Origin of the sequence: Pseudonocardia halophobica (assembly GCF_050948485.1) — a bacterium.
In the GTDB taxonomy this organism is placed as follows: domain Bacteria; phylum Actinomycetota; class Actinomycetes; order Mycobacteriales; family Pseudonocardiaceae; genus Pseudonocardia; species Pseudonocardia halophobica.
Genome location: NZ_CP192046.1, coordinates 7,032,383 through 7,054,518 on the forward strand (window position 1 = coordinate 7,032,383; position 22,136 = coordinate 7,054,518).

22 protein-coding genes and 1 pseudogene are annotated in these 22,136 nt (G+C 73.2%); 11 read left to right on the top strand and 12 right to left on the bottom strand.

The features are described from left to right. Positions 1 to 3: 3 nt before the first annotated feature. From mftC to mftA, 3 genes are read right to left on the bottom strand one after another with little or no spacing between them, the layout of a single operon-like run. Complete coding sequence (mftC, locus tag ACQP04_RS33580) at positions 4 to 1,227, bottom strand: mycofactocin radical SAM maturase (RefSeq protein WP_433504467.1); 1,224 nt, start codon at positions 1,225 to 1,227, stop codon at positions 4 to 6. A gap of 22 nt (positions 1,228 to 1,249) precedes the next feature. Further along, positions 1,250 to 1,561, bottom strand: coding sequence for a mycofactocin biosynthesis chaperone MftB (mftB, locus tag ACQP04_RS33585; RefSeq protein ID WP_433504468.1), 312 nt, complete (start codon positions 1,559 to 1,561; stop codon positions 1,250 to 1,252). Then, the gene (gene mftA, locus ACQP04_RS33590) at positions 1,551 to 1,652 is read right to left on the bottom strand and encodes a mycofactocin precursor MftA (protein WP_037048757.1); all 102 of its coding nucleotides are present in this window, start codon (positions 1,650 to 1,652) and stop codon (positions 1,551 to 1,553) included. The genes mftB and mftA overlap by 11 nt, the downstream gene beginning before the upstream one ends. Before the next feature lie 190 nt (positions 1,653 to 1,842). Here mftA and ACQP04_RS33595 point away from each other — a divergent pair, with 190 nt between their 5' ends. The 4 genes from ACQP04_RS33595 to ACQP04_RS33610 all read left to right on the top strand — a co-directional run bounded on the left by ACQP04_RS33595 (position 1,843) and on the right by ACQP04_RS33610 (position 7,400). Beyond that, positions 1,843 to 2,976: a GNAT family N-acetyltransferase gene (locus ACQP04_RS33595; protein WP_433504469.1), complete on the top strand. Its 1,134-nt coding sequence runs from the start codon at positions 1,843 to 1,845 to the stop codon at positions 2,974 to 2,976. A 185-nt stretch (positions 2,977 to 3,161) separates the two neighbouring features. Continuing rightward, complete coding sequence (mdo, locus tag ACQP04_RS33600; protein ID WP_433504470.1) at positions 3,162 to 4,454, top strand: NDMA-dependent methanol dehydrogenase; 1,293 nt, start codon at positions 3,162 to 3,164, stop codon at positions 4,452 to 4,454. Positions 4,455 to 4,637: 183 nt separating this feature from the next. Continuing rightward, positions 4,638 to 5,858 (top strand): AAA family ATPase, encoded by a 1,221-nt coding sequence (locus ACQP04_RS33605; protein ID WP_433504471.1) that lies wholly within the window; start codon positions 4,638 to 4,640, stop codon positions 5,856 to 5,858. Beyond that, positions 5,859 to 7,400: a VWA domain-containing protein gene (locus ACQP04_RS33610; protein ID WP_433504472.1), complete on the top strand. Its 1,542-nt coding sequence runs from the start codon at positions 5,859 to 5,861 to the stop codon at positions 7,398 to 7,400. 63 nt (positions 7,401 to 7,463) lie between these two features. Here ACQP04_RS33610 and ACQP04_RS33615 read toward each other — a convergent pair whose 3' ends face one another. Then, positions 7,464 to 8,426 carry a zinc-binding alcohol dehydrogenase family protein gene (locus ACQP04_RS33615; protein ID WP_433504473.1) on the bottom strand — a complete coding sequence of 321 codons (963 nt, stop codon included), beginning with the start codon at positions 8,424 to 8,426 and terminating at the stop codon, positions 7,464 to 7,466. A gap of 247 nt (positions 8,427 to 8,673) precedes the next feature. On the opposite strand from ACQP04_RS33615, the gene mftM reads away from it, so the two are divergent. From mftM to ACQP04_RS33635, 4 genes and pseudogenes are all read left to right on the top strand, one after another. After that, the gene (mftM, locus tag ACQP04_RS33620; RefSeq protein WP_433504474.1) at positions 8,674 to 9,372 is read left to right on the top strand and encodes a mycofactocin oligosaccharide methyltransferase MftM; all 699 of its coding nucleotides are present in this window, start codon (positions 8,674 to 8,676) and stop codon (positions 9,370 to 9,372) included. 67 nt (positions 9,373 to 9,439) lie between these two features. Beyond that, positions 9,440 to 9,724, top strand: a complete 285-nt coding sequence (locus ACQP04_RS33625) for a VOC family protein (protein ID WP_433504475.1) — start codon at positions 9,440 to 9,442, stop codon at positions 9,722 to 9,724. Then, positions 9,655 to 10,005: a hypothetical protein gene (locus ACQP04_RS33630; protein WP_433504476.1), complete on the top strand. Its 351-nt coding sequence runs from the start codon at positions 9,655 to 9,657 to the stop codon at positions 10,003 to 10,005. Before ACQP04_RS33625 ends, ACQP04_RS33630 begins: the two co-directional genes overlap by 70 nt. Continuing rightward, a pseudogene (locus tag ACQP04_RS33635) lies at positions 10,005 to 10,394 on the top strand (carboxymuconolactone decarboxylase family protein); the annotation flags it as partial. The gene ACQP04_RS33630 and the pseudogene ACQP04_RS33635, both read left to right, overlap by 1 nt. A 264-nt stretch (positions 10,395 to 10,658) precedes the next feature. Here the strand turns inward: ACQP04_RS33635 and ACQP04_RS33640 are convergent. From ACQP04_RS33640 to thiD, 5 genes are all read right to left on the bottom strand, one after another. Then, the gene (locus tag ACQP04_RS33640; protein WP_433504477.1) at positions 10,659 to 11,279 is read right to left on the bottom strand and encodes an antibiotic biosynthesis monooxygenase; all 621 of its coding nucleotides are present in this window, start codon (positions 11,277 to 11,279) and stop codon (positions 10,659 to 10,661) included. A gap of 159 nt (positions 11,280 to 11,438) precedes the next feature. Next, the gene (locus ACQP04_RS33645) at positions 11,439 to 12,266 is read right to left on the bottom strand and encodes an FAD binding domain-containing protein (RefSeq protein WP_433504478.1); all 828 of its coding nucleotides are present in this window, start codon (positions 12,264 to 12,266) and stop codon (positions 11,439 to 11,441) included. Beyond that, the gene (locus ACQP04_RS33650; RefSeq protein ID WP_433504479.1) at positions 12,263 to 12,811 is read right to left on the bottom strand and encodes a (2Fe-2S)-binding protein; all 549 of its coding nucleotides are present in this window, start codon (positions 12,809 to 12,811) and stop codon (positions 12,263 to 12,265) included. The genes ACQP04_RS33645 and ACQP04_RS33650 overlap by 4 nt, the downstream gene beginning before the upstream one ends. Next, positions 12,808 to 15,087: a xanthine dehydrogenase family protein molybdopterin-binding subunit gene (locus ACQP04_RS33655; RefSeq protein WP_433504480.1), complete on the bottom strand. Its 2,280-nt coding sequence runs from the start codon at positions 15,085 to 15,087 to the stop codon at positions 12,808 to 12,810. Before ACQP04_RS33655 ends, ACQP04_RS33650 begins: the two co-directional genes overlap by 4 nt. 182 nt (positions 15,088 to 15,269) lie before the next feature. Beyond that, a complete protein-coding gene (gene thiD, locus ACQP04_RS33660; RefSeq protein ID WP_433504481.1) occupies positions 15,270 to 16,130 on the bottom strand; it encodes a bifunctional hydroxymethylpyrimidine kinase/phosphomethylpyrimidine kinase in 861 nt (286 codons plus the stop codon). A 73-nt stretch (positions 16,131 to 16,203) separates the two neighbouring features. On the opposite strand from thiD, the gene ACQP04_RS33665 reads away from it, so the two are divergent. Then, entirely contained in the window at positions 16,204 to 16,638 is a 435-nt protein-coding gene (locus tag ACQP04_RS33665; protein ID WP_433504482.1) for a nitroreductase family deazaflavin-dependent oxidoreductase, read from the top strand. Positions 16,639 to 16,698: 60 nt separating this feature from the next. Here ACQP04_RS33665 and ACQP04_RS33670 read toward each other — a convergent pair whose 3' ends face one another. Both ACQP04_RS33670 and ACQP04_RS33675 read right to left on the bottom strand, forming a co-directional pair. Beyond that, entirely contained in the window at positions 16,699 to 17,598 is a 900-nt protein-coding gene (locus ACQP04_RS33670; RefSeq protein WP_433504483.1) for a S1C family serine protease, read from the bottom strand. A 368-nt stretch (positions 17,599 to 17,966) separates the two neighbouring features. Continuing rightward, positions 17,967 to 18,539 (bottom strand): peptide deformylase, encoded by a 573-nt coding sequence (locus ACQP04_RS33675; protein ID WP_433504484.1) that lies wholly within the window; start codon positions 18,537 to 18,539, stop codon positions 17,967 to 17,969. A 159-nt stretch (positions 18,540 to 18,698) separates the two neighbouring features. Between ACQP04_RS33675 and ACQP04_RS33680 the strand changes: the two genes are divergently transcribed. Together ACQP04_RS33680 and ACQP04_RS33685 are read left to right on the top strand one after the other, a co-directional pair. Beyond that, positions 18,699 to 19,007, top strand: coding sequence for a DUF3263 domain-containing protein (locus tag ACQP04_RS33680; protein WP_037048722.1), 309 nt, complete (start codon positions 18,699 to 18,701; stop codon positions 19,005 to 19,007). Positions 19,008 to 19,046: 39 nt separating this feature from the next. After that, the gene (locus ACQP04_RS33685; protein ID WP_433504485.1) at positions 19,047 to 19,712 is read left to right on the top strand and encodes a LytR C-terminal domain-containing protein; all 666 of its coding nucleotides are present in this window, start codon (positions 19,047 to 19,049) and stop codon (positions 19,710 to 19,712) included. Positions 19,713 to 19,787: 75 nt separating this feature from the next. On the opposite strand, the gene ACQP04_RS33690 is transcribed toward ACQP04_RS33685, so the two are convergent. Next, positions 19,788 to 22,130, bottom strand: a complete 2,343-nt coding sequence (locus tag ACQP04_RS33690) for an AAA family ATPase (RefSeq protein ID WP_433504486.1) — start codon at positions 22,128 to 22,130, stop codon at positions 19,788 to 19,790. Positions 22,131 to 22,136 lie beyond the last annotated feature (6 nt).

Consider the following 22,136-nt stretch of genomic DNA (forward strand, 5'->3'; position numbering starts at 1 on the left):
GGGTTACGAGCCGGCGACCGGGAGCCGCAGGCCCGAGTCGGTCTCCGAGGCGCCCAGCCCGGCGAGCGGGCTGGTCTCGCAGGCGCGGTCGGGACGGCCCATGCTCAGCTGCAGCAGGACCGGCGACTTCTTGCCGAGCTTGGTCCGCGAGTGGTCGACCTCGGACTTCGGGATCACGTGGCCCTCACCGCGGGCCGCGAGGGCCTGCTCGCCGAACCCGCGCACGCACTCGGGGTCCGGGCCGTCGAGCGGGAGGCCGGTGAAGAACTTGGCCGCCATGCATCCGCCCTGGCAGGAGTCGTAGTGCATGCACGACGAGCAGGCGCCGCCGGTCTGCGGCTGGCGCAGCTCGGTGAACAGCTCCGAGCTCTCCCAGACCTTCTGGAACCCGCCCTCGTCCCGGACGTTGCCCGCGAGGAAGTTCTCGTGGATCGCGAACGGGCAGGCGTAGACGTCCCCGACCGGGTCGATCAGGCACACCACGCGCCCGGCGCCGCACAGGTTCAGCCCGGGCAGGGCCTCGCCGAACGCCGAGAGGTGGAAGAAGGAGTCCCCGGTGAGGACCTGGTCGCCACGGTCGACCAGCCAGTCGTACATCTGCTTCTGCTGGCCGGGCAGCGGGTGCAGCTCGTCCCAGACGTCCGCACCGCGGCCGGACGGGCGGAGCCGCGTGATCCGCAGCTGGGCGCCGTACTTGTCCGCGATGGCCTTGAACTCGTCGAGCTGGTCGACGTTCTGCCGGGTCATGACGACCGAGATCTTCGGCTGCGCGAACCCGGCCTCGGCCAGGTTCTCCAGCGCGCGGATCGCCATGTCGTACGAGCCCGGGCCGCGGACGTAGTCGTTGACCTCCGGCGTCGCGCCGTCGATCGAGATCTGGATGTCGACGTAGTCGGTCGCCGCGAGCTGGGCGGCGCGCTTCTTGTCGATCTTCAGACCGTTGGTGGAGAACTTGACCCCGACGTTGTGGTCGATCGAGTAGTCCAGCAGCTCCCAGAAGTCCGGGCGCACCGTCGGCTCGCCGCCGCCGATGTTGATGTAGAAGACCTGCATCCGCTGCAGCTCGTCGATCACGCCCTTTGCCTCGGCGGTCGACAGCTCGCGCGGGTCCCGGCGGCCGGACGACGACAGGCAGTGGGCGCAGGACAGGTTGCAGGCGTAGGTGAGCTCCCACGTCAGGCAGATCGGCGAGTTGAGGCCGTACTGGAAGTGGTCGACCAGCTTCATCGGGGGCACTCCGGTGTGGTGGTTACTGGCGGGCTTCGATCGTCCCCGAGGCGGCCAGACCGGCCAGGGCCTTCAGGTAGGCGGGGCGCTGGGCCTCCTCGACGCCCGCGGCCTCGATGGCCGAGTGGACGTCCGGGTGGTGTTCGAGCCCCTTGACGACCTCCACGAGCGGGAGGGTCTTCAGGAAGGAGAGCTTGCGGGTGCCGAAGTGGTACACCAGCGCCCCGAACGGCTCGGGCCGCAGGGAGACCTGGGGGCTGCACCGGTAGGGGGCGCCGGGGTCGAAGTCGCCGACCCCGGCGGCACCAGCGCTCTCGGCGCTCTTAGTAGACACCGCACATGCCGTCGATGGAGACCTCCTCGACGAGGGTCTCCTCGACGACGGGGGCGTCCTCGACCTGCTCGGACTGCTCGATCGGGGCCATCGGGTACCTCCTGGTGCGACCTGGTGGACATCGGTGTCGGACGTGCCGGCCGGCAGGTCGGACAATATTGGCACCGGGTGCCGGAAGCAAGGGGCCCGGCGGGGCCCTGTCCGTTAGGAGAGGCGGCGCGGACCGGCCCGACGATCTCCACGCCCGCCCCCGGGGAGGACGAAGACGCAGGTGGACGGGCATGCTGACGCCCGTGTCCGGACCCGCGACCCTGCTGCACCTGACCACGCCCGCCGAGTGGCGCACAGCGTTGCGGGCGGGCGTCGTCACACCGCCGTCGCTCGCCGAGGTCGGCTTCGTGCACCTCTCGACGGCCGTCCAGGTGGCCCTCCCGGCCGCCCGGCTCTTCGCCGGGCGGCGAGACCTGCTGCTGCTCGCCGTCGACGCCGCCACGGTCGGCTGCGAGATCCGCTACGAGCCCGGCGTGCCCGACGACCCCGACGCCATGAGGTTTCCCCACGCCTACGGGCCGGTCCCGGTGTCCTCCGTCGTCGCGGTCTCGGCCTACCGCCCCGGGCCCGACGGCACCTTCGCCGCGCCGCCCGAACCGCCGCCCCGCGCCGACCACGCCGGGCGGCTGCGCGCCTTCGCCGACTCCCTGCCGCGGCGCGTGGCGAGCGCGGAGGAGCCCGTCGCCGGCGGGATCGCCGTGCTGCAGGACGACGTGCCGTGGGCGCCCGCGCTCAACCGCCTGTTCGTCGACGACGGCACCCCGGCGCAGGAGATCGCCGCCGAGGCGGACCGGGTGCTGGGCGGGGCGGGCCGCGACCACCGCTGCGTGACGATCCGGGGCACCGACCCCGGACCGGTCGCCCGCGAGCTCGGCCGGTCCGGCTGGTGGCTGCAGCACGACGTCGTCCTGGCCCGGACCGTCGACGTCGACGGCGCGGACCCGGGTGCGGCCGCCGAGGAGGTGCCCCTCGACGCCGTCCGAAGCCTCTGGGCGGAGGCCTGGCGCCCCGACCTGCCCGCCGACGACCCCCGCCGGCTCCGGCTCCCCGACCGGTACCTCGTGGAGGACCGGGGCATCGACCTCCGCGTGCTGGCCGTGCGCGAGGGCGACCTGGTCGTCGCGGCGGCCGCGCTGTACCTCGACGGCGCCACCGCGGTGCTCGAGGCGGTGGAGACCGCCGCACCCCACCGGGGTCGCGGGCACGGGAACGCGCTGGTCAGCGGGGCCATGGGGGTCGCGGAACGGGCTGGCTGCGATCTCCTCGCCCTGCACGCGGACGCCGCCGGCACACCCCGCGAGTGGTACGTCCGGCGCGGTTTCGGGCAGGTCGGCGAGGCGTGGAGCGCGGGCCGGACGGACTGACTTGTTGCCAGTCACGTGCAACGTTTCCGGCGCGGCACCCGTCGGCCGCAGAAGGCCCACCCCTCCGACCCGACGGTTTCCGCCCCCACCTCTTGACGGTTTAGCCCGCGGCCCTCTGTGCCCGCCGTCACGCCGGTCCTAGCGTCCGGAGTCGACCGACATCACCTGCACCAGAAAGGGCTGCCATGCAGGTCGACGAACTGCTCAAGCCGTTCCCGCTCAAGGAGTTCCACCCGTTCCCCAAGGCTCTTCTCGGCCCGGGTGCGCACGAGATGATCGGGCCGGAGGCCCTGAAGCTCGGCTTCAAGAAGACGCTCGTGATGACGTCCGGCCTCCGCGGCACGAACATCGTCCACAAGATCGTCGAGTCGATGAAGTACCACGGCCTCGAGGTCGTCGTGTACGACAAGGTCGAGTCGAACCCCAAGGACTACAACGTCATGGACGCTGTGGGCCTCTACCAGCAGAACAACTGCGACTCGTTCGTCTCGATCGGCGGCGGCTCCTCGCACGACGCCTGTAAGGGCGCGCGCGTCTCCGTGGCCCACGACGGCCGCAACGTCAACGAGTTCGAGGGCTTCAACAAGTCCGAGAACCCGCAGAACCCGCCGCACATCGCGGTCTCCACCACGGCCGGGACCGGTTCGGAGACCTCGTGGGCGTACGTCATCACGGACACCACGACGGACCCCGACAACCCCCACAAGTACGTCGCGTTCGACGACGCCTCGGTGACCAGCCTGGCGATCGACGACCCGGTGCTCTACTACGACTGCCCGATCGACTACACCGCGCAGTGCGGGTTCGACGTGCTCGCGCACGCCTCCGAGCCGTACGTGTCCCGGCTGAACTTCCAGCCGTCGCTGGGCAACGCGCTGCACGCGATCAAGCTGACCGCGCAGAGCCTGCGCGCGGCGGTGTGGAACGGCCAGGACCTGGCCGGTCGCGAGGGCATGATGTACGCGCAGTACATCGCCGCCCAGGCGTTCAACTCCGGTGGCCTGGGGATCATCCACTCGATCTCGCACGCGGTGTCGGCCTTCTACGACACCCACCACGGCCTCAACAACGCCATCGCGCTGCCGCGTGTGTGGGCGTTCAACATGCCGGTCGCCTACGAGCGCTTCGCGGACATCGCGGAGGCCATGGGGATCGACACCCACGGCATGACCAAGGTCCAGGCCGCGGAGGCCGCGCTGGCCGCCGCGATCCGGCTGCTGCGCGACGTGGGCATCCCGGAGCGCTTCCTCGACGTCAAGGCCGACACGTACTCGAAGAACCGGCTGGGCCAGGGCCCGACCAGGTACTACGAGAACGCCAAGGAGATCAAGGGCGACGCCGCCGACGTCGACCGGATCACCAACCACGTCCTCGGCGACGCGTGCACCCCCGGCAACCCCAAGGAGTGCACCTTCGAGACCGTCCGCCCGGTCGTCGACCACTGCATCAACGGCGACCTGGACGACCTGCTCAGCTGACCCCGTGCGTGGCGACCGCCCCTCCAGGGGCAGTTGCCGCCCACGACCGCGCCAGGCCTCGGTGGGTCCGTCACGCGCATCCGGCGCACACCGGATCCGTGGCGGGCCCGCCCGCCTGAGCGCCTCCCGCCACGTGCGCACCACCGCGGCTCGCCGGCGAGCCGCGCGGAAGGAGTTCCGGCCTTGACCAGCCTGTCCGACGGCCTCTCCGACGGCCCGCAGACCGATCCCGACCCGCCGTTCGAGTCCGTCGACGAGGTCGTGGCCGCGCTCCACGACCAGGGCTACATCGCCGACACCCGGCTCGCCACGACGGTCTTCCTGCTCACCCGGCTGGACAAGCCGCTGCTGCTCGAGGGGCCCGCCGGCGTCGGCAAGACCGAGCTGGCCAAGATGCTCGCGGCGGCGACCGGCCGCCGGCTGCTCCGCCTGCAGTGCTACGAGGGCCAGGACGAGACGAAGGCCCTGTACGAGTGGGACTACGGCAAGCAGCTCATGTACACGCAGATCCTGCGCGAGAAGATCGGGCAGGTCGTCGAGGACGCCCCGGACCTGGCCACGGCCGTCGAGCGGATCGGCGAGAACGAGAGCGTGTTCTTCTCCGAGCGTTTCCTCGCGCCGCGCCCACTGCTCGAGGCGATCCGCTCCGAGCAGCCCGTCGTGCTGCTGATCGACGAGGTCGACAGAGCTGACGAAGCTCTGGAGGCCGTGCTCCTGGAGACCCTCGGCGAGTTCCAGATCTCCGTGCCCGAGGTCGGGACCTTCTCCGCGAAGCAGCGCCCGTACGTGCTGCTGACCTCGAACAACACCCGCGACCTCGCGGCCGCGCTCAAGCGCCGCTGCCTGCACCTGTTCCTCGACTACCCCTCCGCCGAGCGCGAGCTGGAGATCGTCCGCTCGAAGAAGACCGGGCTGGCGGACTCGCTCGCCGAGGAGCTGGTCAACGTCGTGCGCGGGCTGCGCGAGCTCGAGCTGCGCAAGGCGCCGAGCATCTCCGAGACGATCGACTGGGCCCGCACGCTGGCGGTCCTCGGCGTCGACGAGCTGAACTCGCAGGTCCTCTCGGACACCGTCTCCGTGGTCGTCAAGTACGACAAGGACGTCAAGAAGGCGCTCGACGCCCTGCCCCGCCTCGTCGACCCGAACGCCGGGATCGAGGAGCCCGGCCACGGGCACGGCCATGGCCATGGCCATGGCCACTCGCACGACGAGGACGACGACGGGGACGTCGACGGCCGGCAGGTCCGCGCCGACCGGGACGCCGCCGGCCGGCACGGCGAGGGCGTCTACGGCACGCCGAACTACGCCAAGGGATCCGAGCGCGACGCCCCCGCCAAGCCCCGGTCGGTCACCTCGGGCCAGGGTTCGCGTTCCTTCGGCCTCGGACGCAAGCGGGCGCTCTAGATGGAGGCCAGCATCCACCGGTTCGTCCGGCTGCTGCGCATCCGCGGCGTGCGGGTCTCGGTCTCCGAGGCCGTCGACGCCATGCGGTGCGCGTCGCAGCCGGGCGTGCTGGCCGACAAGGCGGTCCTCAAGGAGGCGCTGCGCGTCGCGCTGGTGAAGGACCGGCGGGACCAGGCGACCTTCGACGAGGTCTTCGACCTGTTCTTCTCGCTGGTCAAGGTGGGTGAGCCGGAGACCGGGCACGGTCACGGGCACGGCCACGGCGGCCTCTCAGACGAGGGCACGCTCGACGACTTCACCTTCTCCGAGGACCCCTCGGAGACCCCGCAGCAGGGCCACGAGCACGGCAAGCCCGTCGACATCCGGGACTACTTCGACCCGGAGGACCTTGCGCAGCAGTACAACCTGCACCAGGAGGCCAACAAGATCGACCTGGCCGCGATGACCGAGGAGATCGTCTTCTCCAAGGACAACCAGGGGCAGCCGCTGTCCGAGGGCAACCGGGTGCAGATCGAGACCGACCGGCTCTCCGGCGCGGGGCTGCCCGGCGACATCTCCACGGCCACCGGAACCAAGGTCGACGCCGACCTCTCCGTCGCCGAGCAGGAGGCGTTGCTGGGCTGGCTGACCGCCGCGGAGGAGGACGTCGGCGCCACGGAGGGGACGGAGGACGACGCCGCGGCCCTGCGCCGCCGGCTCGCCGGCGTCCTGCGGAACCTCCCGGAGGCCATCAAGGCGCACCTGGAGCGGCTGCTGGAGATCGAGCAGCGGATCATCGACGGCGGCGAGGGCGACGGGCGGGTCGCCGAGGTGGACCGGGCCGGCGAGACCGAGCGGATGCAGCTGGAGGACTCGCTGCGCCGCCTGGCGAAGACGCTGCACGGGGCGCTGACGCACCGCCGCCGGGTCTCCCCGCAGGGCCGGATCGACTCGGGCCGCACCATGCGCAAGAACATGCGGTTCGACGGCGTCCCGTTCACCCCGGTCACGGTGCGCCGGCAGGAGGACAAGCCCCGGCTCGTCGTCCTGACGGACGTGTCGCTGTCGGTGCGGGCCACGGCCCGGTTCACGTTGCACCTGGTCCACGGCCTGCAGGACCTGTTCGGGCAGGTCCGGTCGTTCGCGTTCGTCGACGAGATCGCCGAGATCACGGAGCTGTTCGCCGACCACCCCGTGGAGCACGCGCTCGGGCTGGTCTTCGGCGGCGACGTGGTCGACGTCGACGCCAACTCGAACTACGGGCTGGCCTTCGGCCGGTTCCTCGAGGAGCACGGCTCGGCGGTGACCCGGCGCTCGACGGTGCTGATCCTCGGCGACGGCCGGGGCAACGGCAACGACCCGAACATGGAGGCGTTCGTCGAGATCACCCGGCGCGCCCGGGAGACCATCTGGCTGACGCCCGAGCCCCGCTACTCGTGGGGCCTGGGCCGCTGCGACCTCCCGGACTACGCCGAGTACTGCGACCGCGTCCGGGTCGTCCGGGACCTCACCGGCCTGGAGCAGACCACCACCGAGATGGCCGGCGAACTGATCGGCCGCTGACTCCCCCATGAGCGAACTGCGCTCTCGCTCATTCCTGGTGAGCGAGAGCGCCGTTCGCTCATCTCAGAGGGTCAGGGCGACCTTGCCGATCGTGTGGCCGGACTCCAGCTGCTCGTGGGCCTTGCGCAGGTTCTCCCCGGTCAGGCCGTCGAACGTGGTGGTGAGGGTGGTGCGGATCCGGCCCTCGTCGACCAGCTCCGCGACGCGGTTCAGCAGCTCGCGCTGGGTGGCGTCGGTCTTCTGGAACAGCGGCCGGGTGAACATCAGCTCCCAGTGCCAGGTGATGCTCTTCGACTTCAGCGGGAGCAGGTCCATGCCCGGCGGCTCGTCGATCGCCACGATCTCGCCGCGCGGGGTGAGCAGCTCCGCGTAGGCCTCGACGTTCTTGCCCGAGACCGACGAGAACACGTACCGGACGTCCGGGACCACCTTCCGCACCGACTCGACCAGCGAGTGGTGGTCCGCGATGTGGTCCGCGCCCATGCTCCGCGCGAACTCCGCGGATTCCTCGCGCGACGCCGTGCCGATCACCTCGACGCCGGTCAGCGTCTTGGCCAGCTGGGTCACCATCGCCCCGACCCCTCCGGCCGCCGACACGACGAGCAGGCGCCCCGTGCTGGACGCGCCGAGCCGCAGGGCGTCGAACAGGGTCTCCCAGGCGGTGATGGTGGTCAGCGGCAGCGCCGCGGCCTCCGCCCAGTCCAGCGTGCGCGGCTTGCGGCCCACGACGTGCTCGTCGACCAGCTGGAGGCCGGCGTTGCTGCCCGGCCGGTCGATGGTGCCCGCGTAGTAGACCTCGTCGCCCGGGGCGTACGCGGTGACCGCGGAGCCGACGGCGCGCACCACGCCGGCGGCGTCGAAGCCGAGGACGCGCGGGGCGTCGAGCCCGGCCCGGACCTTGGTGTCGACCGGGTTCACCGAGACGGCCCGCACCTCGACGAGCAGGTCGTGCGGGCCGGGGTCGGCGACCTCGTGGCCGATCTCGGTGAACGTGAAGGCGTCGATCGCGGTGGTGCGTGTGCTCATGGCGCGACGGTATTCCGGGACGCCAACGCCCCGCTCGACGCCCTGCGCCGCTGGGTCGAGGCGACCATCGAACGGTTCCCTGACCCGGCGCCGGTCGGGCCGGCACTCCCCGTGCGCCCGCCGGACGGGCCGATCCCGCCCTGCCCGGTCGGACGGTTCGCCGTGCCGGGCCGGACGGTTCGCGCGTCGCGCCGTCCCGTCCCGCTCCGCGCGTCCCTAGCGTCGGGGAGGAGCGGAAGGGAGCGCCATGATCGGGCTCGCACGGCTGGACAACGACCTGGCCGGTTGGCTGGACCGCACGCTCGTCGTGCCCGGGGTGCTGCCGCCGGAGCGGTTCGAGGAGGCCTTCGTCGCGATCGTCACCTCGGGCGCCCCGGACCCCGAGGAGGCCTGGCTCGCGTTCTACCGCAACACCCTTAACGCGCTGCGCGGCGAGCCGGAGCCCGGCGGCACGAACGCCGAGCTCAAGCCGGTGCACGAGCGGGCCGAGGAGCTGGCCGTCGGGAGCGTGCTGGAGCTGGGGTCCTGCTTCGGGTTCCTCGCGCTGCGGCTCGCGCAGGCCGGGCACGAGGTCACCGCGACCGACCTCGTTCCCGGCACCGTCGGCCTGCTCGACCGGATGGCCCCGCGGCTCGGGCTGTCCGTCGACACCGTCGTCGCCGACGCCCGCCACGTCCCGCTGCCCGACGGCCACGCCGACACCGTGTTCGCCGTGCACCTGCTCGAGCACCTGCCCGCCGAGGAGGGCAAGGCCGTGCTGGCCGAGGCGATCCGGCTGGCCCGGCGCCGGGTCGTCGTCGCCGTGCCGTTCGAGCAGCTCCCCAACGAGACCTGGGGGCACGTGACGACGTTCGACGCCGACGCGCTGCAGCGGCTCGGCGAGGAGACCGGCCTGCCCTTCGAGGTCTCGGAGCACCACGGCGGGTGGCTGGTTATCGACCGTTGACGTCACCGTCACCCGCGGGGTTCCCCAGGAGCACCTCGACGGGGAAGCCTTAGGAGGAGGGCACGGCATGGGCGCCGTCAACACCGAGTTCCGGCTCGGCGGCATCAACCACCTCGCGCTCGTCTGCTCGGACATGGCGCGCACGATCGACTTCTACTCCGGCGTGCTGGGCATGCCGCTGATCAAGACCATCGAGCTGCCCGGCGGGGCCAGCACTTCTTCTTCGACTGCGGCGGCGGCGACTGCCTGGCCTTCTTCTGGTTCCCCGACGCGCCCGACGGCGTGCCCGGCATCTCCGCACCGGCCGTCAAGCCGGGCGAGGGCGACCTGGCGAGCGCGACCGGCTCGATGAACCACGTGGCCTTCCACGTCCCGGTGCAGGAGTTCGAGGAGTACCGGCACCGGCTCGCGGCCAAGGGCGTCGACGTCAGCCCGATCCTCGACCACGACGACAGCCCGAGCACGGTGGCGCGCGAGTTCCACCCGGGCGTCTTCGTGCGGTCGTTCTACTTCTCCGGCCCGGACGGCGAGCTGCTGGAGTCCACCTGCTGGACCCGCTCCTTCGGGCCCGAGGACGTCACGCACGCCCCGCGGACGGCCGCCGACCGGTGCGTCCCGACGGCGACCGCCTGATGCCGCGGCTGCGCCAGGTCCCGCGCGCGGAGGTCACCGATCCGCGCATCCTCGAGTTCTACGACCGGCTCTTCGGCCCGGACCGCGACCCGGTGGCCGAGCCCGGCACCGCCACCGGGACCCCCGGTGACTGGTGGACGGTGTTCGCGCTGTCCCTCGACACCTTCCGGCACGCCGTCGACGGCTTCGCCCTCTACCGGGGCGCCCGGCTCGACCCGGTGCTGCGCGAGCTCGGCCAGTGCCGGGCAGGCTGGGCGCGGGGCAGTGCGTTCGTGTTCTCCCAGCACTGCAAGGCCCTGCGGACCCTCGACGTGCCGGAGGAGCGGATCGCGGCGATTCCGGCGTGGGCGGCCGCGGACTGCTGGAGCCCGGTGGAGCGGGCGGTCCTCGCCTACACCGACGCCCCGGTGCTCGACGGCGGCCGGGTCCCGGACGGCGTCGTCGAGGCGCTGCGGGCGGGCGGCCTCGACGACGAGCAGATCCTCCTGCTGACCTACGTGACCTGCCTGTACGAGATGCACGCGACGATCAGCCGGGCCCTGCGCCTGGAGTACGACGACCGCGCGGACCGTCACCGAGGTGCCGGCACCCGGGGCCTGACGAGCGCACGCCCAGGGCGCCGGCCGGTCCGGCCGGCGCCCCGACGCACACGGTCAGACGAGCTCGGGCACCCGCAGGTGGGCCAGGGCCAGCTCGAACTCGCGGACCTCGAGGACCTCGCCGCCGATCTCCTGCATGGCCTGGTCCCGGAAGCGGGAGGCCCGGTCGCGGACCGCGGCCATGGCCTCGCGACTGTCGTAGGTCACGGACGAGACGGAGAGCCCCTCGGTCCGGTCGAGCAGCATGCTGGCGCTGCAGAACCCGTCCCACTGCTCCATCTCCGGCAGCAGCATCGTCTTGTAGAACTCGACGGCCCGGTCCATCGTCCCCGGCTCGGTCCGCACCCACGTGACCCGCACACAGGCGCCGGGCGCGGACGGGTGGTCGCGGTGCAGCACGCCGATCTCCCACTCGTCGACCTGCGCGGTGCCGCCGAGGGCGTCGGCCGCCCGGTCGCGCATCGGCCGGACCGCCGTCGCGGAGGCCTCCATCGCCTCGCGGGACTCCCAGGCCGTCGTCGCGATGCAGCGGCCGGACTCCCGGTCCGCGAGCATCGACATGCCGATGCACCCGGGCATGTCGAGCACCGCGGGCATGACCTCGTCGCGGATCAGCATGATGCCGCGGTCCATGTTCTCCCGGTGGGCCAGGACGGTGGTGGAACGCGCGAACACGGTCCACCTCCTTCCGGTCGGGGCGGCGCCCCGGCGGCGCCGCCGGACGCCGGTCAGGGTCCTCGCGGCAGACCGGGCACACAATGGGCCGACCGACCCCGAGAACGCCGGCGTCCCGGCCCCCGCGGACGGGGACCGGGACGCCGGGACGTGCGGGGGTCAGCCCGCGGCGGTCTGCAGGGCCCGCCGGGTCAGCACCGTCACCAGGTGGCGGCGGTACTCGGGGGTGCCGGCGTTGTCGGCCGGGGGCTCGGTGCCCTCGGCGGCCAGCGCGGCGGCCTCCTCGATGCTCTTGCCCTCGGCCAGCGCGGCCTCGGTGGCCTTCGCCCGCAGCGGGGTCGAGCCCATGTTGACCAGCCCGATCCGGCGCGCGCCGTCCGCGGCGGTCACCACGGCCACGGCCACGATCGCCCAGTCGTTGCTGCGCCGGGTGAACTTCTCGTAGGCCCACCCGGTGCTGCCCGTGCGGGGCACCCGGATCTCGACGATCAGCTCGTCCGGCTCCTTCACCGAGGAGAACACCCCGGTGTAGAACTCGGTGATCGGGACCTTCCGCTCGCCCCGCGGGCTGCGGAGCACGATCGTGCCCTCGAGCGCGAGGATCGCCGCGGGCAGGTCGCCGGCCGGGTCCCCGTGGGCGAGCGCGCCGCCCAGGGTGCCGCGGTGGCGGACCTGCGGGTCGCCGACGGTCCGGGTCACGGCCGGGAGCAGCGCGCACTCCTTCGCCAGGACGTCGGAGATCACGATGTCCCGGTAGCGGGTGCCCGCGCCGATGGCGACCTCATCGCCGTCGACCCGGATGTAGTTGAGCTCGGCCACCCGCCCGATGTCGATGACGACCTCGGGCGCGGCCAGGCGCAACTTCATGACCGGGAGCAGCGAGTGCCCGCCGGCCAGCACCGTGGCGTCGTCGCCGTGCTCGGCGAGCAGGGCCAGGGCCGCGTCGACCGACTCGGGGCGCTGGTAGTCGAAGCCGACGGGGATCACTTGTCGCCCTCCCCGGTGGAGAAGCCCGGTGCCGTGGTGCGCTCGCCGGACCCGGCCTCGGCGGCCTGCGCGGCGTCGGGGTCCTTGCCCGCGGCGACCAGCACGGCGCGGACGATGTTGTGGTAGCCGGTGCAGCGGCAGAGGTTGCCCTCCAGCCCCTCCCGGACGTCCTTCTCGGTCAGGTCCGGGTTCTCGTCGATCAGGCTGATCGCCGACATCACCATGCCCGGGGTGCAGAACCCGCACTGCAGGCCGTGCTCCTCGCGGAAGGCCTTGGTGACCGGGTGCCCGAGCTCGCCCTGCGCGGCGCCCTCGAGGCCCTCCATCGTGGTGACCGACTGCTGGTCGGCCTGGACCGCGAGGACCGTGCAGGACTTCACCGACTCGCCGTCGACGAGCACCGTGCAGGCGCCGCAGGACGTGGTGTCGCAGCCGATGTTGGTGGCCTTCAGCCCGAGGTTCTCGCGCAGGTAGTGCGCGAGCAGGGTACGCGGTTCGACGTCGTGGCTGGTGTGCTCGCCGTTGACCGTGATCTCTACCTTCACTTGGCCGACTCCTTCTGGGCCTCGTGGATGGCGGTCCACACCCGCACGGGGGTGAGGGGCATGTCGATGTGGCTGACGCCGAGGTGCGACACGGCGTCGATCACCGCGTTGTGCACCGCGGGGCAGGAGCCGATGGTCCCGGCCTCGCCGACGCCCTTGAAACCCATGGAGTTGATCGTCGTGGGGGTTTCCATGTTGACCAGGTCGAAGCTGGGCAGCTCCGCGGCCGAGGGAATGCCGTAGTCCGCGAAGGTCGCCGTGAGCGGCTGGCCCTCGGAGTCGAACACGACCTCCTCGAGCATCGCCTGTGCGATGCCCTGCGCGATGCCGCCGTGCCGCTGGCCGTCGAAGATCAGCGGGTTGAGGATCGGGCCGGCGTCGTCGAGCGCCCAGATCCGCTCGACGGTGGCCTTGCCGGACTCCACGTCGACCTCGACGACGGCGACGTGCGCGCCGAACGGGAAGGTCGGCTTCTTGGCGTCCCACTCGTGGAAGACCTTCAGCTCCTCGGTGCCGGCCAGGTCGGCCAGCGAGACGCTCTTCGCGCCCGGGGCGCCCTTGACCACGATCGACCCGGTGGCCTTGTCCAGCTCCAGGTCGCCGACGCTCGCCTCGAGCACGTCCGCGGCGCGCTGCTTGGCCAGCTCGACCAGCTCGACCGAGGCGTTGTGCACCGCGACGCCGCCGGTCTGCAGGCTGCGCGAGCCCATGGTGCCGGCGCCGGTGGGGATCAGGTCCGTGTCGCCGTGCTTCACGGTGATCTTCTCGACCGGAATGCCGAGCTCCTCGCTGGCCAGCATGGCCCACGCGGTCGCGTGCCCCTGGCCGTGCGGCGAGGTGCCGGTGAGCACGGTGACGGTGCCGTCCGGGTGCACCTGCACGGTCGCGTTCTCGACGAAGGCGCCGCCGCCGGTGATCTCGACATACGACGAGACACCGATGCCGAGCTGCAGCGCGTCCCCGCGCTCGCGGCGGCGCGCCTGCTCGGCCCGCAGGCCCTCGTAGTCCGCCGCCTGACAGACCAGGTCGATCGCCTTGGCGTACTCGCCCGAGTCGTACTCGGCGCCGCCCTTCGTGGTGAAGGGGAACTGCTCGGGCTTGATGACGTTCTTCTTGCGGAGCTCCGCCGGGTCCATCCCGATCTCGTCCGCGAAGAGGTCCATCGCGCGCTCGATGGCCTGGGTGGCCTCCGGGCGGCCGGCGCCGCGGTAGGCGGCGGTCGACGTGGTGTTGGTCGCGACGACCTGCGCCGACGAGAACACGTTCGGGATGTCGTAGGTGCCGGGCGCCATCATCCGCGTGAACATCGGGAGGACGACACCGAGGCGCGGGTAGGCGCCGGCGTCGGCCACGACGTCGAGCCGGTAGGCCTTGACGGTGCCGTCCCGGTCGCCGCCGATCGTGATGGTCTGCAGCTGGCCACGGCCCTGCACCATCCCGGTCATGTTCTCGGAGCGGCTCTCGTTCCAGCGGACCGGCCGGCCCACCTTCTTCGACAGCCACGCGACCAGCGCGAACTCGGGGTCGGCGCCGATCTTCGCGCCGAAGCCGCCGCCGACGTCCGGCAGGATCAGCCGGAGGTCCTTGGCGTCCATGCCCATCCAGCTCGCGACCTCGTCGCGGGCGCTCTGCGCGTTCTGCGTGGAGCAGAAGATCGTGCAGCGGCCGTCCTCGCCCCAGTAGGCGGAGGCGGCGCGGGTCTCCAGCGGCGCCGCCGCGACCCGCTGGTTCACGATCTCCCGGCTGACGACGACCTCGCAGTCGGCGAACAGCTCGTCGCCCGGGTCCTCCTTGGCCAGGTGCATCCCCGTGACGGTGTTGGTGCCCGCGTCGGGGAACAGGAGGACCTCGTCCTTGAGGGCCTCCTTCATGTCGACCACCGCGTCGAGCGGCTCGTAGTCGACGTCCACCAGGTCCGCGGCGTCCTCGCCCTGGTACGCCTCCTCGGTGAGGACGGCCGCGACCGCCTCGCCGACGTAGCGCACCCGGTCGGTCGCCAGGAACGGCCGCAGCATCGCCTTGTTCGCGGCCGGGAACAGCAGCGCCGGCGCGATGTCGCAGTCGGCGCCGGTGAAGACCGCGACGACGCCGGGGGCGCTGCGCGCCTCCTCGACGTCGATCGAGTTGATCGTGGCGTGCGCCAGCGGGGAGCGGACCAGGGTCACGTGCAGTGCCCCGGTGAGCCGCTCGTCGGTCAGGTCGTCGGTGTATGTCGCGCCCCGTGTGAGGAACACCGGGTCCTCGGTACGGACAACGCGCGTGCCCAAGATGCTCATCGGGCGCGACACTAGCCCCGCGCGCGGCCGCATGCGACATGCCTCAGGGCCCTGACCTGCAGGTTAGCGTGCCCTAAGTCGATCGCCTCGATGGACGGATCCGCTGCAGCGGCCGATCCGGCGTGCAGCACACCGCAGCTGCGGACCGCACTCGGGGCAGCCTTTCCTGACCGAACGAACGTTCACACAGATGGCGGAGTGTCCCACCAGGGACGTACCGCCCAGAGCGGGGAGACGGGGCCGTGACCCTGCCCGAGTGGATAGGCGTGCCGCACCGCCTGGACGATGTAGCGCTTGCCGAACCCCACCGCCTCGGGCAGCGCGAGCCCGCGGGCGAGGCCCGACGCGATCGCCGCGGCCAGCGAGTCGCCGCCGCCGTGGGTGTGGCCGGTCGCGAACCGCGGACCGGGCAGCTCGGTGAAGGTCTCGCCGTCGAAGAACAGGTCGAGGCAGCCGTCCGTGTCCTCGGCGAGGTGCCCGCCCTTGACGAGCACCGCCCGCGGGCCGAGGGCGTGCAGCTCCTTCGCCGCGGCGTACTGCGCCTCGCGGTCGTGCACGTCGATCCCGGTGAGCAGGCGCACCTCGTCGAGGTTCGGGGTCACCAGGGTGGCGCGCGGGAAGAGCAGGCCGCGGAACGCGTCGAGCGCGGAGTCGGCGAGCAGCTGGTCGCCGTGCATGGAGGCCGCGACCGGGTCGATGACCAGCGGCGTCCGGCCGTCGGCGCCGATGCCGTTGGCATCGCAGGCTGCGGCGACCGCCTCGATGATCTCGGCGCCGGCGAGCATGCCGGTCTTGGCCGCGTCGAGCCCGATGTCCGACGCCACGGTGGCGATCTGGGCGGCGACGGTCTCCGGCGGGATCGTGTGCACGCCCGTGACCCCGACCGAGTTCTGCACGGTGACGGCACACACGGCGAGGCAGCCGTGCACCCCGCAGGCCGCGAAGGTGCGCAGGTCCGCCGCGATCCCGGCGCCGCCGCCGGAGTCGGTCCCCGCGATCGTCATGACGCGGGGCGGGGTCGTGCCGAGGGACGGTTCGGGCATGCGAGGACGGTAGCCCGGGGTGAATCACCCGCGTGCACGGAATGCCGCGCCGGGAGATCGGGTTCTCCGAGGCATGGCCGACGAGAAGGTGGAGCTCAGCCCCGAGGGCTGGGTTCAGGACCAGACGAAGAAGATCCTGGAGACGGGCACGACCGAGGGCGTCGACGTCCTCGGCAGCCCGATCGTGCTGCTGACCCTGCGCGGCGCGAAGTCCGGGAAGCTGCGCTACACCCCCGTGATGCGCGTGGAGCACGACGGCAGCTATGCGGTCGTGGCGTCCAAGGGCGGGGCCCCCGAGCACCCGGTCTGGTACTACAACATCAAGGCGCACCCCGAGTTCCCGCTGCAGGACGGGACCGAGACGAAGACGTACGTCGCCCGCGAGGTCGACGGTGCGGAGCGCGCCGCGTGGTGGGACCGCGCGGTCGACGCCTACCCCTCCTACGCGGAGTACCAGGAGAAGACGGACCGGCAGATCCCGGTCTTCGTGCTGGACCCCAAGTCCTGACGTCTTCCCTGCTCGGAGCGGGTCGTGAGCGGCAGGTGCCCCACCAGGGGCACCTGGCGCTCACAGTTCGGTGGGGACGGCGACGACGTCGACCATCGCCCCGTTGCGCAGCACCGTGACCGGCAACGGCACCCCGATGGCGTCGCCGAAGAGCTGGCGCTGAATGCCCTGCGCGTCCTCGACCGGCTTCCGCCCGACGTCGAGCACCAGGTCGCCGCGGCGCAGCCCGGCCCGCTCGGCGGGGCTGCCGGTGACCACCTCGGCGAGCCGCAGCCCGTTGCGCCGCCCGTAGCGGTCCGCGACCACGGCCGGCACCGGCGCCGGGGCGCCCACGACCCCGAGGTAGGCGCGGCGGACCCGGCCCTCGCGGCGCAGCGTCTCCACGATCCGCCGGGTGGTCGCGTTGATCGGCACGGCCAGCCCGAGGCCGGTCCCCGCCACTGCGGTGTTGATCCCGACGACCCGGCCGCGGGAGTCGGCGAGCGCGCCCCCGGAGTTGCCGGGGTTGAGGGCGGCGTCGGTCTGGATGACGTCCTCCACGACCCGGCCGGCAGATCCGTCCCGCGTGGGCAGGGCCCGGCCGAGCGCGCTGACCACCCCGGCCGTGACCGACCCGGCCAGCCCGAGCGGGTTCCCCACCGCGACCACGAGCTGGCCGACGACGAGCGCGTCCGCATCGCCGAGACGCGCGGGCTCCGGGAGCGGCTCGTCGGCGCGCAGCAGCGCGAGGTCGGACAGTGGGTCCGAGCCGGTCACCCGGACCGGGACCTGGGCGCCGTCGGCGAAGTCGGCCCGGCCGTGGGTGGAACGGCCCACGACGTGCGCGTTCGTCAGCAGCTCCCCCGGCGCGACCACGACCGCCGAACCGGAGCCGCGGCCGAACCGGACGGCCGCGACGCGGGGCGTGAGCTCCGCCGCGACCGTGCTGACCGTGCGGGAGTAGGCGTCGAGCTCCTCCATGGCGAGCCTCCTGATTACAGCGTTGCAGGAGGCTCAACGGAGGGGCCGGGCCGCGTGTTCCCAGGCTCAGGGTCCATGGCACCGCCGCACCCCGACTCAGCGCCGCACACCCGATCCAGCGCCGTACACACCCGAATCAGCGCCGCACACCCGCTGCGGGGCCGCTGCACACCCGGAGGGTGCACGACACACCCCGTCGACGCCCTGTGTGACGTCGCGTTGGGTGTGCGAGGTCGCCGACGCGTGGTGCTCCCCCGCTCCGATGGCCGGCTGCGGCCGAACGAGATGCCGAGCGGTCCTCGCCCGCACATCCGAGGGCGCGCCACAGGGCGCGAGCCGCCGCCGGGCGGGTGGCCCCGGAGCGCCGGTCAGACCTCCTCGGCCTGCTGGGTGGCCGGGTCCCAGGTCCGGCCGGGCTCGCCCCAGCCGTGCCTGCGCAGCATCTTCTTGGCGGCGCGCTGGTTGCGCCCCACGAGGCGGTCCACGTAGAGCAGGCCGTCGAGGTGGTCGGTCTCGTGCTGCAGGCAGCGCGCGAAGAAGCCCTTGCCCTCGACCTCGACGGGCTCACCGAACTCGTCCGTGCCCGTGACCTTCGCCCAGTCGGCGCGGCCGGTCGGGTACTGCTCGCCGGGGACGGAGAGACAGCCCTCGTCGTCCTCGTCCGGGTCCGGCATGCCCTCCGGCTTGTCCGACGTGGTGAGCACCGGGTTCACGACCACGCCGCGGCGAATCGTCCGCGACTCCTCGTCGGGGCAGTCGTAGACGAACACCCGCAGCCCGACGCCGATCTGGTTGGCCGCGAGGCCGACCCCGTGCGCCGCCGCCATGGTGTCGAACATGTCCGCGACCAGGGCCCGGAGCTCGTCGTCGTACGTCTCGACGGGGCGGGTCGGGGTGTGCAGGACGGGATCGCCGAAGATGACGATGGGTCGGACGGCCACACCGAGACAGTAATGTCCGCCCGGGACCCGCCCGGCGTTCCCCCGATTCACGCCGCCGGGTGGCGCGTCCGCCCCGTTTCTGTCGGTCCATCGTGGTTCAATGACGCCCGCGAATGACAGCCGTGTCATTCCGGACGGAGCGACTGTGCAGGGAGCGTGATGGAGTCCGCCACGGAAACCAGCGGGACGAACCGTCCCGCCGGCCCGCCGGTCCGCGAACTGGACCGCCGCGAGCGCGAGATCCTCGCCTTCGAGGGTCAGTGGTGGAAGTACCAGGGGGCCAAGGAACAGGCCATCCGTGAGCTGTTCGACATGTCGGCCACCCGCTATTACCAGGTGCTCAACGCACTGGTCGACACCCCCGAGGCGCTCGCCGCCGATCCCCTCCTGGTCAAGCGGCTCCGCCGGCTGCGCGCCAGCCGGCAGCGCACCCGCGCCGCCCGCCGGCTCGGCATGGAGCCGTGGTGACCGTGACCCCGCCCGCCGCCCTCGCACCGGAGGACTGACGTGACCGCACCCGCGTCCGGACCGTCGCCGCTGAAGGTCGGTGGCATCGCGCTCGTCGGCGTCGCCGTGATCGCCGCCGTGATCGGGCTGGTCACCCTGGGCACCGGGGGCGGGGGCTCGGACGACGGGTCGAGGTCCACCGCGGCCCCGCCCACCGCCTCGGTCGCCCCCGCGACCCCGGGGCCGGGTTCGGGCACGGACGAGGTCCCGCTGCCCTCCTTCCCCGCCACCCCCACCGCGCTCGCGCCGACCGGGACGGCCGCGCCGGTCGCACCGCCGGTGGCGGGCGGTGCCGCCGGGGCCGCCGGGGCCGCGGGCGCTGCGGGCGCTGCGGGCGCCGCCGGCGCCGGGAGCTACGGCGGCGGCGCGGCGGCCGCCCCCACGCTGCCGCTGCGCGTCTACAACAACAGCACGGTCGAGGGCCTGGCCGCACGGGCCGCGGCGGACTTCCGCAACGGCGGCTGGACGGTCACCGACACCACCGGCTACCCGTACGGCGTGATCCCGAGCAGCACGGTCTACTACCGGCCCGGCACGAGCGAGCAGGCCTCGGCGGACCGGCTGGCCCAGGAGTACGGGCTGCGCGTGGAGCCGCGCTTCGAGGGCATCCAGGACGCCAGCCCGGGTCTCATCGTGATCGTCACCCAGGACTACAAGACCAAGTGACACCCCACTGACCGATCCGCTCCCCAGCGCACGGCGCGCCCCGTCCCGGGGCGCGCCGTTCGCCGTTGTATCGCCCTAGTCGGCGGCGCGCCGCGCCGCGTAGGCCTCCAGCTCGGCGACCTGAGCCGGGTCGAGGCTCGGCGGGACGGCCCGGCGGGCCTTCTCCAAATGCGCCGCGGTGACCTCGGTGGCGTCGAGCGACTCACGCATCGCGGTCAGCGCGGCCTCGCGCAGCACGGCCGCGCAGTCGGCGGCCGAGTAGCCCTCGAGGCCTGCGGCGAGGGCGGCGAGGTCCACGTCCGCGGCCAGCGGGGTGTTGCGGCCCGCCGCGCGCAGGATGTCGGCGCGCGCCTCGGCGTCGGGCGGCGGCACGAAGACCAGCCGCTCCAGGCGCCCCGGGCGCAGCAGCGCGGGATCGACCAGCTCCGGCCGGTTCGTCGCGCCGACCACCACGACGTCGCGCAACGGCGTGGCCCCGTCGAGCTCGGTGAGCAGGGCGGCGACCACCCGGTCGGCCACGCCGGAGTCGGTGGAGCCGCCGCGGCGCGGGGCGAGGGCGTCGACCTCGTCGAGGAACACGAGCGCCGGGGCGGCGTCCGAGGCCTTGCGGAACAGCTCCCGGACCGCCCGCTCGGACTCGCCCACGTACTTGTCCAGCAGCTCGGCGCCCTTCACCGAGAACACGTTGAGCTGACCGGATCCGGCGAGCGCGCGGAGCAGGAAGGTCTTGCCGCCGCCGGGCGGGCCGTAGAGCAGCACGCCGCGCGGGGCCTCGACGCCGAGCCGGGCGAAGGAGTCCGGGTACCGCAGCGGCCAGAGCACCGCCTCGGTGAGCGCCTGCTTCACCTCGGTCATGTCGCCGACCTGGTCGAGGGTGAGGCCGCCGGTCTGCAGGGTGCCGGTGGAGGACATGGAGATCGGCCGCACCGACCCCACCGCGCCGAGCAGGTCGGCCATCTCGATCCGGGCGCCGTCCGCCTCCGGGGCGGCCGCGGGCTCCATGGGACCGGGGGCGGCGTCGTCGACCACGGCCGGGGCGGGGACCTCGGCGGGGCTGCTCCCGGCCCCGTGGCGCAGCGCCGCGGTCACCGCGGCCTCGCGGCGGACCGCGGCCAGGTCGGCCACGACGAACCCGGGGGTCCGCGAGGCGACCGCGGCGAGGTCGACGTCCTCGGCCAGCGGGACGTCGGCGAGCAGCCGGCGCAGCAGGTCGGCCCGCACCGACGCGTCCGGCAGGCCCAGCCCGAGCTCCCGGTCGGCCAGGTCCGGGGCCCGCAACCGCGGGTCGACGGCCTCGGGCGCCGCCGTCGTCGCGACGAGGGCGAGGTTCGGCGTGCCGATCGCCTCCCGCAGCCCGTCGAGGACCAGGGTGGCGAGCGGCGGCGGCGAGGCGGCCGGCAGCAGCGCGTCGACGTCCGTGACGAGCAGGACCACCGGACGTCCGGCACCGGCCTCGCCGCGGGCCCGGGTCAGGCACTCCTGCACCCGCGCCGCGGCCGACGCCGGCTCCAGCGCCGCGATCGCCGGCCCCGGCAGCTCCACGCAGCCGGCCCCGACCGCGCTCGCCACGCTGTGGACCAGCGTCGTCTTCCCGACGCCCTCCGGCCCGGTCACCAGCACCCCGAGCCGGGGCGTGCCGCCGAGGCGGACCAGCAGCTCGGGCCGCGAGAAGGTCAGCTCCAGCCACTCGACGAGCCGGCGCGCGGGCGCGGTGTTGCCGACCAGGGCGTCGAGCGGGAGCGTCGGCTCCGCCGTCTCGTCCGGGCCGGGCGGGGCCGGCGGTGCCGGGTGCGGCGCGGCGGGCCTGCCCGGCGGCCGCGGCCCGGCGGCCGGGGCCGCCGGGGAGTCCGCCGTCGTCGGGCCGTCCAGCCAGCCGACGACGGTGGTCGGGTGCACCGAGACGGGACCGGGCGGGTCGGCCTGCGAGACCGTGACCAGCTCGCTGGTCCAGGCCCCGCCGATCGCGGCGGCGAGGGCGCGGCGGGCCTTCGGGACGTCCGCCCCGGGCGGCGGCGCGATGTCCTGCGGCAGCAGGGACACGGCGTCGCCGCCCGTCAGGACCTTGCCGAGCAGCGCGAGGCGGGCGGTGGCCGGCGGGACGGCGCTGCGCACCAGCCGCGAGCCGGCGAGCACCACCCGCCGGGCCGGGGCCACCGCCACCGGCCCGACGACCACGGACGACCCGTCGGTGAGGCCGGCGTTGGAGAGGGTGACGTCGTCGAGCAGGGCCTGACCGGGCGCGGCTGCGGGATCGCCGGCGACGGCGAGGGCGCTGGTGATCCGGGCGCCGGTGAGGGTGACGGCGTCCCAGCTGCGCAGGTGCAGCGCGTCGAGCACCTCGGGGTGGAGCCGCACGACGCCCCGCCGGGCGTCGACGGCGGACGTGGCGAGGCGGGCGACCAACGTGATCACGGGCACCGGTTC

Coding starts and splice junctions, on each gene's coding strand:
- mftC (WP_433504467.1), bottom strand. CDS start 1,227: ATGAAGCTGGTCGACCACTTCCAGTACGGCCTCAACTCGCCGATCTGC.
- mftA (WP_037048757.1), bottom strand. CDS start 1,652: ATGGCCCCGATCGAGCAGTCCGAGCAGGTCGAGGACGCCCCCGTCGTC.
- ACQP04_RS33595 (WP_433504469.1), top strand. CDS start 1,843: ATGCTGACGCCCGTGTCCGGACCCGCGACCCTGCTGCACCTGACCACG.
- mdo (WP_433504470.1), top strand. CDS start 3,162: ATGCAGGTCGACGAACTGCTCAAGCCGTTCCCGCTCAAGGAGTTCCAC.
- ACQP04_RS33610 (WP_433504472.1), top strand. CDS start 5,859: ATGGAGGCCAGCATCCACCGGTTCGTCCGGCTGCTGCGCATCCGCGGC.
- ACQP04_RS33615 (WP_433504473.1), bottom strand. CDS start 8,426: ATGAGCACACGCACCACCGCGATCGACGCCTTCACGTTCACCGAGATC.
- mftM (WP_433504474.1), top strand. CDS start 8,674: ATGATCGGGCTCGCACGGCTGGACAACGACCTGGCCGGTTGGCTGGAC.
- ACQP04_RS33625 (WP_433504475.1), top strand. CDS start 9,440: ATGGGCGCCGTCAACACCGAGTTCCGGCTCGGCGGCATCAACCACCTC.
- ACQP04_RS33655 (WP_433504480.1), bottom strand. CDS start 15,087: ATGAGCATCTTGGGCACGCGCGTTGTCCGTACCGAGGACCCGGTGTTC.
- thiD (WP_433504481.1), bottom strand. CDS start 16,130: ATGCCCGAACCGTCCCTCGGCACGACCCCGCCCCGCGTCATGACGATC.
- ACQP04_RS33665 (WP_433504482.1), top strand. CDS start 16,204: ATGGCCGACGAGAAGGTGGAGCTCAGCCCCGAGGGCTGGGTTCAGGAC.
- ACQP04_RS33670 (WP_433504483.1), bottom strand. CDS start 17,598: ATGGAGGAGCTCGACGCCTACTCCCGCACGGTCAGCACGGTCGCGGCG.
- ACQP04_RS33680 (WP_037048722.1), top strand. CDS start 18,699: ATGGAGTCCGCCACGGAAACCAGCGGGACGAACCGTCCCGCCGGCCCG.